At 68.0% G+C, this 12083-nt stretch carries 8 protein-coding genes; all 8 read left to right on the forward strand.

Going from position 1 to position 12083, the window contains the following annotated elements; translation table 11 throughout:
• Positions 1–8: 8 nt before the first annotated feature.
• The 8 genes from G7B69_RS01405 to alaS all read left to right on the forward strand — a co-directional run bounded on the left by G7B69_RS01405 (position 9) and on the right by alaS (position 12083).
• Entirely contained in the window at positions 9–593 is a 585-nt protein-coding gene (locus G7B69_RS01405) for a DUF2062 domain-containing protein (protein WP_243414978.1), read from the forward strand.
• Positions 590–3040 (forward strand): response regulator, encoded by a 2451-nt coding sequence (locus tag G7B69_RS01410; RefSeq protein ID WP_166175292.1) that lies wholly within the window; start codon positions 590–592, stop codon positions 3038–3040. Before G7B69_RS01405 ends, G7B69_RS01410 begins: the two co-directional genes overlap by 4 nt.
• A gap of 83 nt (positions 3041–3123) precedes the next feature.
• Positions 3124–4647 (forward strand): DUF4139 domain-containing protein, encoded by a 1524-nt coding sequence (locus G7B69_RS01415; RefSeq protein WP_166175294.1) that lies wholly within the window; start codon positions 3124–3126, stop codon positions 4645–4647.
• A gap of 11 nt (positions 4648–4658) precedes the next feature.
• Positions 4659–6248 (forward strand): DUF4139 domain-containing protein, encoded by a 1590-nt coding sequence (locus G7B69_RS01420; RefSeq protein ID WP_166175296.1) that lies wholly within the window; start codon positions 4659–4661, stop codon positions 6246–6248.
• A gap of 113 nt (positions 6249–6361) precedes the next feature.
• Positions 6362–7432 (forward strand): recombinase RecA, encoded by a 1071-nt coding sequence (recA, locus tag G7B69_RS01425; protein WP_166175298.1) that lies wholly within the window; start codon positions 6362–6364, stop codon positions 7430–7432.
• Positions 7433–7595: 163 nt separating this feature from the next.
• Positions 7596–8420, forward strand: coding sequence for a class I SAM-dependent methyltransferase (locus tag G7B69_RS01430; protein ID WP_166175300.1), 825 nt, complete (start codon positions 7596–7598; stop codon positions 8418–8420).
• A 34-nt stretch (positions 8421–8454) separates the two neighbouring features.
• Positions 8455–9348 carry a diacylglycerol/lipid kinase family protein gene (locus tag G7B69_RS01435; RefSeq protein WP_166175302.1) on the forward strand — a complete coding sequence of 298 codons (894 nt, stop codon included), beginning with the start codon at positions 8455–8457 and terminating at the stop codon, positions 9346–9348.
• Positions 9349–9419: 71 nt separating this feature from the next.
• On the forward strand, positions 9420–12083 hold the full coding sequence (alaS, locus tag G7B69_RS01440; RefSeq protein ID WP_166175304.1) for an alanine--tRNA ligase: 2664 nt from the start codon (positions 9420–9422) through the stop codon (positions 12081–12083).

The following is a 12083-nucleotide window of genomic DNA, read 5'->3' on the forward strand; positions in this document are numbered from 1 at the left end:
GGAGAGTTATGGCAGGCGGGAGCAACAGGAAGGGCGGGGCGGGCGGCTGGTTTCACCGGCATATTCCCACGCGCGAGCAGCTCGAGCGCAATCGCTTCGTACGGCCCTTCGCGCATCGCATCCTCCATTCCGAACTGTGGCGATTCACGCGCCGCTCGGTCCCGCGCGGCGTGGCGCTGGGGCTTTTCGTCGGGGTGATGATCCCGCTCGCCCATTTCGTCGTCGCGACTTTCCTGGCGGTGTTCGTCCGGGCTAACATCCCAGCCGCACTGGTGGCGACCTTCGTCGGGTTCCCGGTGGTCTATGTCTTTATCGTCGCGCTTGCCTACAAGATCGGCAACTGGCTGCTGCACCTCGATGCCTCCACCGCGATCCAGCCGCTCAGCGAGACGATGCAAGCCACCAACACCGGGACCTTCCTGGAGCGCCTGACCGGCGCCGGCACGGACACCGCGCTGGGCCTGTTCGTCATCGCCACGGTTCTTTCCTCGGTCGGCTATCTCGCGACCAGCCTCGGCTGGCGCTGGTGGGTCGGCCAGAAGCGCCGCCGTCGCCTCATCGAAGCGCGCGAGCGCAGGGCGCGCGCGGGATGAGCCTGCTGACCCAACGCTCGCCCGGGCGGCTGGTCGATGCCCTCGCGGTCGCCGCGGCGGCGCTCGCCAGCATCGCCCTGGTGCAACTCGCCACGGGGTTGCCGGCCGTCACTCTGGCGTTCGCCGGCGGGTTGGTGGTGCTCGGCTTGATCGCTTTCGCCACCGCCCGCGGCAATCCAGTCTTGCGCGGCGCCGCCGATGCACCCGCGATGCCCGACTGGTCGGTCACCGTCTCCGCGATCGAGCAGCCCGGAACGGCCGTCGCCATCACCGACCGCGCCAACCGTCTGGTCTGCGCCAACGCCGCGTTCGAGCTGTGGTTCGGTTCGTCCAATGCGCCGCCGCGGCTGCCGGTCGACGGCGCCTCGGCCGACGCGCTCGCCCGTGCGGCGCGAAGCGCTTGGCGCGAAGGCGACGGCGGCAGCCAGACGATCGCCGACGAAGATAACGCCTGGACCGCCGAGGTCGTTCGCGCCGGGCGCGGCGAGGACTACCTCGTCTGGCGCTTCGCCCCGGTGGTTCGTCACGAGCCGCTGCAGGGCATCGGCAAATACGTCACCGGAGCGTTCGGCAAGATCCTCAGCGCGGCGGGCATCGAAGTGGCCCTGGTTGGCCCGGACGGCGCGATCCGCGCTGCCAGCCCCGGCTTCGCCAAGCGCGCCGCGGGTGACGAGCACGCCAGCATGGCCGGGCAGGACTTCACCGCGCTGCTTCGTTCGGACGAGCGCGACCGCATCTATTTCGCGCGCGAGGGCCGCAAGGGTACCCCGCAGACCCTGGTCCACGTTCCCCTGGCCGATCCCGAGACGACGCAGGTCAAGAGCGACCAGGCTCCGGCGCTGATGCTGCTGATCGACATCGGCGTCGGCCTGGGTGGCTGGGGTAGCGAAGCGCGCGGGCAGACCCCGCAGCTCGAGGCCTTGCTCGAACAGCTGCCGGTGGGCCTCGCGATGACCGATCGCGACGGGCATTTCCTGTTCGCCAATCCGGCCTTCCGTCGCGCCGCCGGGCTGGCGCCGAACCGCCACCTTCCGCCGTTCCCTTCCGACCTCGTCGCGCGCGAAGACAAGACCGCGATGTCCGATGCCGTGCGCCGCTATGGCCAGGGGCCGGCCTCGACCGGCGATATCGCCGTGCGGCTCAAGAACCAGCCCGACGAGCCGGTATCGCTGGGCCTGGCCGGGGTCCGCGGGCTCGGCGATGCGGCGGTGCTGCTGAGCCTCGCCGACACCACGGAGGAAACCCGCCTCAAGCGGCAGGTCGCCCAGGCGACCAAGATGCAGGCGGTCGGCCAGCTCGCCGGCGGCGTCGCGCACGATTTCAACAACGTGCTCACCGCGATCATCGGTTATTGCGACCTGATGCTGCTGCGGCACATCCCCGGCGACAGCGACTACGACGACATTCAGCAGATTAGGGCCAACTCGAACCGCGCCGCGTCGCTGACCCGCCAGTTGCTCGCCTTCAGCCGTCAACAGACGTTGCAACCGGAAGTCATCCAGGTGCCCGACGTGATCAGCGAGGTCGGGCAGATGCTCAAGCGCCTGCTCGGCGCGCGGATCACCTTGCGCACGCACCACGACCGCGAGCTCGGTCCGGTGCGCGCCGACCCGCGGCAGCTAGAGCAAGTGGTGATGAACCTGGCGGTCAACGCTCGCGACGCGATCCAGACGCGCGGCGGCGAACAGGCGAGCGGTACGCTGACGTTTTCGACCCGGCGGGTGCAGGCGACCGACGTTCGCCGGCTGCGCGAAAACGAGATCATTCCGGCCGGCGATTATACCGCGCTGATCGCCGAAGACACCGGCGGGGGCATTCCGCCGGAAGACCTTGCGAAGATCTTCGAGCCCTTCTTCACCACCAAGGAGCTCGGCAAGGGCACCGGCCTCGGCCTGTCGACCGTTTACGGCATCGTCAAGCAATCGGGCGGGTTCATCTTCGCCGACAACGTCACCGGCCCCGACGGCAAGATCAAGGGCGCGCGGTTCACCATCTACCTGCCGGTCCACAACGTCACGCCCGAGGAACTGGCGCGCGAGAAGCAGACCGAGGAGGCGAGCGACTGGTCCGGCGGCGGACGCATCTTGCTGGTGGAGGACGAGGACACCGTCCGCGCGGTGGCCGAACGCGCGCTGACCCGCCAGGGCTACACGGTGGTCACTGCCGCCGATGGCGACGAGGGGCTGGAGGCGGTCAAGCTCGACGGCGGCTTCGACCTCGTCGTGTCGGACGTCGTCATGCCGAGCATGGACGGGCCGGCGATGGCCAAGGAAATCCGCAAGCTGGCGCCCAAGATGCCGGTACTCTTCATGTCGGGCTACGCCGAGGAGCAGCTGCGCCGCGAAATCGACATCGACGGCATGCACTTTATCCCCAAGCCGTTCAGCGTCCAGCAGATCGCCGCCAAGGTCGGCCAGGTCCTCGGAGCGCAGCGCAACGGTGGCTGAGGTTAACACTTCGTCGCGCGTTCAGCACGGGTAAACCTTCCGGATACATTGTTACATGGTTTCAGGTCTCGGGAGGATCCCGCATGCGATTGCGTAACCTTGTTCTCGCCACCGCTCTCGTCACGGCACCCGCATTCGCGCAGGACGATTCGCTCGCCGAGCCCAACGCGCAGGGTGACCTGTCGGTGACGATCTACAACAACAACCAGGCGCTGGTGCAGGATGTCCGGCAGATCGGAATCGCCAAAGGGCGCAGCCGGGTCGAGTTCCCCGACGTCTCGGCGATGATCCGGCCGGAAACGCTCAGCTTCGCCGCGCCCGGTACCGGGATCATCGAGCAGAATTTCGATTTCGACCTGCTGACGCCGCAGAAGCTGATGGAGAAGGCGATCGGGCAGACGGTCACGCTGCTGCGGACCAATCCCGCCACCGGACAGGAGACACGCGAACGCGCCAAGGTGCTGTCGACCGCCGGCGGGGTGGTGGTGCAGATCGGCGACCGGATCGAGGTGCTGCGCGACGACGGCCTGCCGGTGCGGGTGATCTTCGACCAGGTGCCGCCGAACCTGCGTGCCCGGCCGACGCTGTCGGTCACGCTCGAGAGCGACCGGGCGGGTACGCGGCCGGCTTCGCTGCGCTATCTGACCCCCGGGCTAGGCTGGTCGGCCGATTACGTCGCGCTGTACGATGAGGGCAAGGCGACCGTCGACATGCAGGGCTGGGTCACGCTGACCAACCAGACCGGCACGACCTTCAAGCAGGCCGACACGCTGCTAGTCGCCGGCAATCCCTCGAGCAACATACAGGCCAACCAATACGGCTCGCAGGTCTACCGCGGAGGCCGGCCGATGCCGCCGCCCCCGCCGCCGGGCAAGTTCGTGCCGGGCACCGAGACTGCCGCTCGCGAGCGGCTCGGGGACTTCTACCTCTATCCGATTGCCGGGCGCACCACGATCGCCAACAACCAGACCAAGCAGGTCAGTTTCCTCGACGTGCAGGGCGTGCCCGCGCGCAAGGTCTACGGCCGCACTGTCGGCTGGCTGTCGAGCGAGGGTCAGCCGGTGCCGGTGGCGAGCCAGATCGCCTTCAAGACTTCGAAGGACGGCGGCCTCGGCGACGCGCTGCCCGCTGGAACGGTGCGCTTCTATCAGCGCGACAAGGCCGGCAACCCGCAATTCATCGGCGAGAACGGCATCGGCCACACTCCGATGGGCAGCGAACTAACGCTGAGCACGGGCGACGCGTTCGACATCTACGCTCAGGCGGAAGTCGAAAGCCGCCAGACGATCACCGGCGCGGAATGGGAAAAGAGCGCGCGCTGGCGGGTGATCAAAAATGGCCAGGTGGTCAGCCAGGGCGAGGCCGAGCGACCGAAGACCTTCTACCGCACGACGATGCGCTACACCCTGACCAACGCCAAGGCGGTGCCGGTCGACGTCGAACTGGTGCAGGGGGGACTCGACTACGGCTGGTGGGGCAACGATTTTCGCGTGACCAGCGAAGACGTGCCCGGCGAGCAGCTCAACATGGGCAACCGGAAGTACGTGATCAGCGTGCCCGCCAACGGCAAGCGAGTGGTCCGCGTAACCTACGAGACGCGGTACTGAGGAGGCGGGCGATGCGCCGCGCCGCGCTGCTTCTGTTCGCCGCCCTCTGGGCGATGCCAGCCGCGGCGCGCGAGGTGGTCGACGCTTCGGCGCCGAAGGGCCTCGCGGTGACGCTCTACCGCGATCCCAACCGCGGCGAGGGCCAGGCGATGAACCGCGACTGGCCGCAAGGTTTCGCGATGATCAGCGAGACCCGGCAAGTCACCCTGCCGCCCGGCGAATCGACGATCCGTTTCGAAGGGGTCGCCGAAGGGATGGTCGCGGTGACGGCGATCGTCACCGGACTGCCCGGCGGGACGATCGAAAAGAACCGCAACGCCGACTTGCTCAGCCCCGGCGCGCTTGTCGACGGGACGCTCGGCAACCGGGTGACGATCACCCGCACCAACCCGGCGACTGGCGAGGCGCGGAGCGAAAGCGCCATCGTCCGCACGCGCGCCGACGGCGGACTGGTGCTGCAGACCGGCCAGGGTTTCGAGGCGGTGCGTTGTTCGGGATTGCCGGAGAAGCTGACTTTCGACCGCGTGCCCGCCGGGCTCTCCGCCCAGCCCGTGTTCACCGTCGACACGCGCTCACCAGCGGGCGGCACCTACGCCGTCACGCTGACTTATCTCGCCTGGGGCTTCGACTGGCAGGCGCACTACGTCGCCACGGTCGACGAAGGCAGCCGGGGCGACGTCATGCGGCTCAGGCTGATGAGCTGGCTGACGCTGCTCAATGACAACGGCCAGAGTTTCCCCGATGCCGAACTGATGGCGGTCGCCGGGCGACTCAACGTGACCAGCGATTATCGCAGCCTGGCCGATCCTCCGGACGCCAAGGCGCTCTCGCTGGTGTGCTATCCGATCGGGCGCACGGCCGACGGCTCGCCGGTCGAGGCCATGCTCCCGCCACCACCGCCGCCGCCGCCCACGCCGCCGATGGCGGAACGAGGCATCGTGGTTACCGCGCAACGGCTCGAGCTCAAGACAATGGATTCGGCAGCCCCGATGGTCGCGGTCCAGGAGGAGCTCGGCGACCTCAAGCTCTACCGGGTGCCCGAGCACGTCACCGTCGCCGCCAAGGGCCTCAAGCAAGTCGCGTTTCTCGACAAGGACGCGGTCCGCGGCAAGCTCGTCTATCAGGCCGACTGCAACTGGTGGAACACGACCGACGAGCCCGCCCCGGCGCAGATGCGATTCGAGACGGTCAACGACGCCAGGCACGGCCTCGGCGCGGCCTTGCCGATGGGCGGCATTACGTTCTTCGAGCCCTCCTCTCGCGGCGACCTGTTCGTCGGCGAGCAGCAGCTTCGCGACTATGCCCAGGGCCAGAACGTCGAAGTGGCGCTCGGCGACAGTGCCCAGGTCTTCGTGCGGTGCAGCCAGGTCGGTGGCGGCGACCCCGACAAGGGCGGGGGAGAAATGAAGGCTACACTGATCAACGCCAACCCGCATCAGGTCACGCTGCGGCTCAAGCTCGGCTCGCCGCTTCAGTGGCGCCTTCCCGGGCTCTCGGGCTCGCGGGTGAAGGACGGCGAGGCGGTCTACGAAGTCACCATTCCCGCCAACGGGAAGCGCGAGCTGGCATGGGGCGTTCACCAAGCGAATACAGCCGAATAGAAAATTTCGTTCGCCTCTTGTTCTAGTAGAACAAATCGAATACATCGTGATTCCGAAGGGGAAATGGGGCCAATCCGGACCCGCACCCTAGGCAAGCGATGGAGGCATGTGTCATGGCGGCTGCAAATCTCAAGCTGGTGGAAGGCAAGGAAGTGGATTTGGACCGTCAGAAGGCGCTCGACGCCGCGCTCGCGCAAATCGATCGCGCATTCGGCAAGGGCTCGGCGATGAAGCTCGGCCAGAAGGAAGCGATGCAGGTCGAAACGATTTCGAGCGGTTCGCTCGGGCTCGACATCGCGCTCGGCGTCGGCGGTTTGCCGCGCGGCCGGGTGATCGAGGTTTACGGACCGGAAAGCTCGGGCAAGACCACGCTCGCGCTGCACGTGATTGCCGAGGCGCAGAAGGGCGGCGGCACCGCCGCCTTCGTCGACGCCGAGCACGCGCTCGACCCGGTCTACGCCAAGAAGCTCGGGGTCGACATCGACGAGTTGATCGTCTCGCAGCCCGACACCGGGGAGCAGGCGCTCGAGATCGTCGACACGCTGGTGCGCTCCAACGCCATCGACGTGCTGGTGATCGATTCGGTCGCCGCGCTGGTCCCGCGGGCCGAGATCGAGGGCGAGATGGGCGATAGCCACGTCGGCCTCCAGGCCCGCCTGATGAGCCAGTCGCTGCGCAAGCTGACCGGCTCCATCAACCGTTCGAAGTGCATGGTCATCTTCATCAACCAGCTGCGCATGAAGATCGGCGTGATGTACGGCAATCCGGAGACCACCACCGGCGGCAACGCGCTCAAGTTCTACGCCAGCGTCCGGCTCGACATCCGCCGCACAGGCCAGATCAAGGACCGCGACGAAATTGTCGGCAACACGACACGCGTGAAAGTGGTGAAAAACAAAGTCGCCCCGCCGTTCAAGCAGGTCGAGTTCGACATCATGTACGGCCAGGGCATCTCGAAGATCGGCGAGATCCTCGATCTCGGCGTCAAGGCCGGGCTGGTCGAGAAGTCGGGCAGCTGGTTCTCCTACGACAGCGTGCGCATCGGCCAAGGCCGTGAGAACGCCAAGGAATACCTTAAGACCAATCCCGAGGTTTGCGACAAGTTGGAAGCTGCCATCCGCAGCCGCACCGACGTGGTCGCCGAGGAGATGATGGCGGGGCCGGACGCGGACTCCGAAGACTGATCCTCAACCGGCGCGTGAACGACGCGCGCGCCAAACGAAACCGGGGCCGGTGCGTTTGCCTTACGAGGCACGCGCCGGCCTCTTTCGTTTTGGCCAGGCTTTGTCAGCGGCTTTGCGCCCCTCGCCACAAGCGCTATGCCCCTTTGCTGCAAAGGGGACGGCGATGACTTCGAAGGAAGACTGGCAGGGCAAATCGGGCGAGAGCTGGGCGGCCGAATGGCGGCGGACCGATCGCAGCTTCGGCGGCCTCACGGAGCGTCTGCTCGCCCGCACCCGCGAGTTTCCCTTCCGCCACGCGCTCGATATTGGCTGCGGCGCGGGCGAGCTGTCGCTGGCGCTTGCCCGCGGTCGCCAGCAGGCGCGTGTCGTCGGGGTCGATGTCTCGCCGCGCCTGGTCGAGACCGCCAGCGCCCGCGCGGGCCACCTGTCCAATGTGGAGTTTGAGCTCGCCGACGCCGCGCAGTGGCGCCCGGTCGACGACTTTACGCCGCAACTGCTGATCTCGCGTCACGGGGTGATGTTCTTCGCCGATCCGCCCGCCGCTTTCGCCAATCTCGCCAGCTTCGCTGCGGATGGCGCTGCGCTGATGTTCTCGTGCTTCCGTGACCGCAATGAGAATCCGTTCTTCACTGAAATCGGCTCGTTGATCCCGGCGTCGTCGGAGCCGACCGATCCTTACGCCCCCGGTCCGTTCGCATTCGGCGAGCGAGAGCATGTCGCAGCCATCCTCGGCGACGCTGGGTGGGGAGAGATCGCTTTCGAGCCGTTCGACTTCGCGATGATAGCCGGGGCCGGCGAAGACCCGATCGAGGACGCGATGGGCTACTTCACGCGCATCGGCCCGGCCGCGGCGGCGATGCGCGAGATGGACGAAGCGGCGCGCGACCGGACGCTCGCGGCGATCCGTCAGGTGGCCGTGGACAATTGCCGCGACGGCGTCGTCGCCTTGCGCGCCGCATGCTGGATCGTGACCGCCCGGCGAACCTGAGGAACCGGCGCGGCCACTCGCGGATTTCCGCGCCATGCCCGCTACGCCCCTGCCGGTGATCGTCAACGTCGCGGGCGGCAGCGCCAGCCGTGCGGGCAAGGGACTCCGCGAGCAGATCGAAGGCGCTTTCGCCGTTGCCGGGCGGACCATTGCGCTCGAATTGGTCGACGGCGAGGGTCTGGGCGCCGCGCTCGAACGCAACGCGGGAGCCCGGCGCGTGGTTGTCGGCGGGGGCGACGGAACCCTCGCCAGCGCCGCAGAAGCCGTTTCGGCCAAGGGCGGCGAGCTCGCGGTTCTTCCTCTCGGCACTCGCAACCATTTTTCCGGCCAGCTCGGAATTCCAGCCGATCTCGAGGCGGCCGCGAAGCTGGCGGTCGGCGGCGAGGCTCGCCACGTCGATCTCGGCCAGGCGGACGGCCGCGTGTTTATCAACAACCTCTCGGCCGGCGCGTATGTCGACCTGGTCCGCGATCGGGAGGCCTCGCGCCTGCCCAAGCTGCTAGCCACCGTGCCGGCGATGTGGTCCACCTTGCGCAAGTTGCGCTCGCGGTCGTTCGAGCTGACGATCGACGGCGAGCCCACGCATGTCCGCAGCCCGCTGCTGTTCATTGGCAACAACCGCTATGAGGTCGAGGAAGGCCGCGCCGGCGAGCGCGCGTCGCTAGATGACGGCCTGTTGTCGCTCTACGCCGTCGCGCCGCTGTCGCGCATGGCACTGGCCGCCGCGGCCTTGCGCACGCTCGTCGCCCGCCCGCGCATGCACCGTGACTTCGCGCTCGACCGAACCGCGCGCGAGGTGCGGATCGACGGACTCGGCGCCTCGCTTGAAGTGGCCCTCGACGGGGAGCGCGCTCGCTTCGACTTGCCGCTGACGGTCCGCATCCTTCCCCGCGCGCTGGCGGTCGTTTCACCGCCGGAAAGCGGTTGATCGCGCCGATCGCCCGGCTCGTCCGACTCAATGCGCTTGTCGGAAGCGCCGTCGGCCCCTAATTCGCCCCCATGCACTCGACCAACGACATCCGCCGGGCGTTCCTCGACTATTTCGCCGCCAACGATCACCTGCCGGTGCCCTCGGCGCCGCTGGTGCCGTACAACGACCCGACGCTGATGTTCGTCAACGCCGGCATGGTGCCGTTCAAAAATGTTTTCACCGGCCTCGAGACTCCGCCCGCGCCGCGCGCGGCGAGCAGCCAGAAGTGCGTCCGCGCGGGCGGCAAGCACAACGATCTCGACAACGTCGGCTACACCGCGCGGCACCTGACGTTCTTCGAGATGCTCGGCAACTTCAGCTTCGGCGACTATTTCAAGGATCGGGCGATCGAACTCGCCTGGAACCTCGTCACGAAGGAGTTCGGGCTCGCCAAGGATCGGCTGTCGGTCACCGTCTATCACACCGACGACGAGGCGTGGGACTTGTGGAAACGCATCGCCGGGCTGCCCGACGAGCGCATCATTCGCATTGCCACCAAGGACAACTTTTGGGCGATGGGCGCCGACGGCCCGTGCGGCCCGTGCTCGGAGATATTCTGGGATCACGGCCCGTCGATTGCCGGCGGCCCGCCAGGCTCGCCCGGTGAGGACGGCGACCGCTTCGTCGAGATCTGGAACCTGGTGTTCATGCAGTACCTGCAGGAAGCCGACCAGATCACCGGCGACTTGCCGCGACCGAGCATCGACACCGGCATGGGGCTCGAGCGGATCTCGACCGTGCTCCAGGGCGTCCACAGCGTGTTCGAGACCGACACTTTCCGCAAGCTGACCGAGGCGAGCGAGGACCTGATCGGCGCGAAGGCCGAAGGCGAGGCGCTCGCCAGCCACCGGGTGATCGCCGATCACTTGCGCTCGACCAGTTTCCTTCTCGCCGACGGCGTGCTGCCCTCGAACGAAGGACGCGGTTACGTGCTGCGGCGGATCATGCGCCGCGGCATGCGTCACGCCCACCTGCTCGGGGCGAGGGATCCGCTGATGCACCGCCTGGTGCCGACGCTGGTCGCCGAGATGGGCCAGGCCTATCCCGACCTCGCGCGCGCGCAGCCGCTGATCGAGGAGACGCTCGAGCGCGAGGAAGTGCAGTTCCGCCGCACGCTCGACAACGGCTTGCGCCTCCTCGACGAAGCTACGCGCGGCTTGGGCGAGGGCGCCGAGCTGCCGGGCGAGACCGCGTTCAAGCTCTACGACACCTACGGCTTCCCCTACGACCTGACCGAGGACGCGCTGCGCGCCCGCGGGATCGGCGTCGACAAGGCCGGCTTCGACACCGCGATGGCCGCGCAAAAGGCCGCCGCCCGCGCCGCTTGGAAGGGCTCGGGCGCTGCGGCCGACGACGAAGTGTGGTTCGACATCGCCGAGCGCGAGGGCGGCAGCGAATTCACCGGTTACACGTCGACGGAAGGCGAGGGCCGGGTGGTCGCGCTGGTGGTCGATGGCAAGGAAGTGCAGCAGGCGGGTGCCGGGCAGAATGTGATCGTGCTGACCAACCAGACGCCGTTTTACGGCGAAAGCGGAGGGCAGACCGGCGATGCCGGCACGATCACCGGTGACAAGGGGCTGGCGATCGTGATCGCCGACACGGCCAAACCGCTCGGGCGGCTGCACGCCATGCGCGGCAAGATGCAAAGCGGCAGGATTTCGGTTGGTGACACCGTCCACCTCAAGATCGACGCCGAACGCCGCGACCGCATTCGCGCCAATCATTCGGCGACGCACCTGCTACACGCCGCGTTGCGCAACACGCTCGGCGAGCACATCACGCAGAAGGGCTCGCTCGTCGCCGAGGACCGGCTGCGCTTCGACTTTTCACATCCCAAGGCGCTGACGGCGGAAGAGCTCGCGGTGGTCGAAGCCGAAGTGAACGCCGAGATCCGCCACAACGAGCAGGTCACCACGCGCCTGATGACGCCCGACGACGCCATCGCGGCCGGAGCGATGGCCCTGTTCGGCGAGAAGTACGGTGACGAAGTCCGCGTGCTCTCGATGGGCCGCGCCGGCGATGGCGGGCTCAACTACTCGGTCGAACTGTGCGGCGGCACCCACGTGCGCGCCACCGGCGACATCGGGCTGTTCCGCATCGTCTCGGAAAGCGCGGTAAGCTCGGGCGTGCGGCGGATCGAGGCGCTGACCGGCGAGGCTGCGCGGCGCTGGGTCGTCGGCCGCGAGGAAGCGCTCAAGTCGGTCGCCGCGTCGCTCAAGACCGCGCCCGAAGAAGTCGAGGCGCGCGTCGCCGCGCTGGTCGAGGACCGCCGTCGGCTCGAACGAGAGCTGGCCGAGGCCAAGAAGCAGTTGGCGCTGGGCGGAGGGGGCGGCGCCGCGCCCGCAGCCGACGAAGAAATCGGCGGCGTGAAGTTCTCCGGCCAGGTGTTTCAGGGCATGGAGGCCAAGGAACTGCGCGGCCTGCTCGACGAAGCGAAGAAGCGCCTGGGTTCGGGCGTGGCGGCTATTGCCGCGGTCAACGACGGCCGCGCGGCTTTCGCCGTGGCGGTGACCGAAGACCTCACCAGCCGCTTCAACGCGGTCGACCTCGTTCGCGCCGGCGTCGCCGCGCTCGGCGGCCAGGGAGGCGGCGGACGGCCCGACATGGCCCAGGGCGGCGGTCCCGATGGCGGCAAGGCCGACGAGGCCATCGCCGCGGTGCGGGCGGCTTTGGCTGCCGAACCGGTCGCTTAG

This window comes from Croceibacterium segetis, from assembly GCF_011320115.1.
In the GTDB taxonomy this organism is placed as follows: Bacteria; Pseudomonadota; Alphaproteobacteria; order Sphingomonadales; family Sphingomonadaceae; genus Croceibacterium_B; species Croceibacterium_B segetis.

Excerpts from the sequence above, each read along its gene's own strand:
- G7B69_RS01405 (WP_243414978.1), top strand. The coding sequence starts at position 9 with ATGGCAGGCGGGAGCAACAGGAAGGGCGGGGCGGGCGGCTGGTTTCAC.
- G7B69_RS01410 (WP_166175292.1), top strand. The coding sequence starts at position 590 with ATGAGCCTGCTGACCCAACGCTCGCCCGGGCGGCTGGTCGATGCCCTC.
- G7B69_RS01415 (WP_166175294.1), top strand. The coding sequence starts at position 3,124 with ATGCGATTGCGTAACCTTGTTCTCGCCACCGCTCTCGTCACGGCACCC.
- G7B69_RS01420 (WP_166175296.1), top strand. The coding sequence starts at position 4,659 with ATGCGCCGCGCCGCGCTGCTTCTGTTCGCCGCCCTCTGGGCGATGCCA.
- recA (WP_166175298.1), top strand. The coding sequence starts at position 6,362 with ATGGCGGCTGCAAATCTCAAGCTGGTGGAAGGCAAGGAAGTGGATTTG.
- G7B69_RS01430 (WP_166175300.1), top strand. The coding sequence starts at position 7,596 with ATGACTTCGAAGGAAGACTGGCAGGGCAAATCGGGCGAGAGCTGGGCG.
- G7B69_RS01435 (WP_166175302.1), top strand. The coding sequence starts at position 8,455 with ATGCCCGCTACGCCCCTGCCGGTGATCGTCAACGTCGCGGGCGGCAGC.
- alaS (WP_166175304.1), top strand. The coding sequence starts at position 9,420 with ATGCACTCGACCAACGACATCCGCCGGGCGTTCCTCGACTATTTCGCC.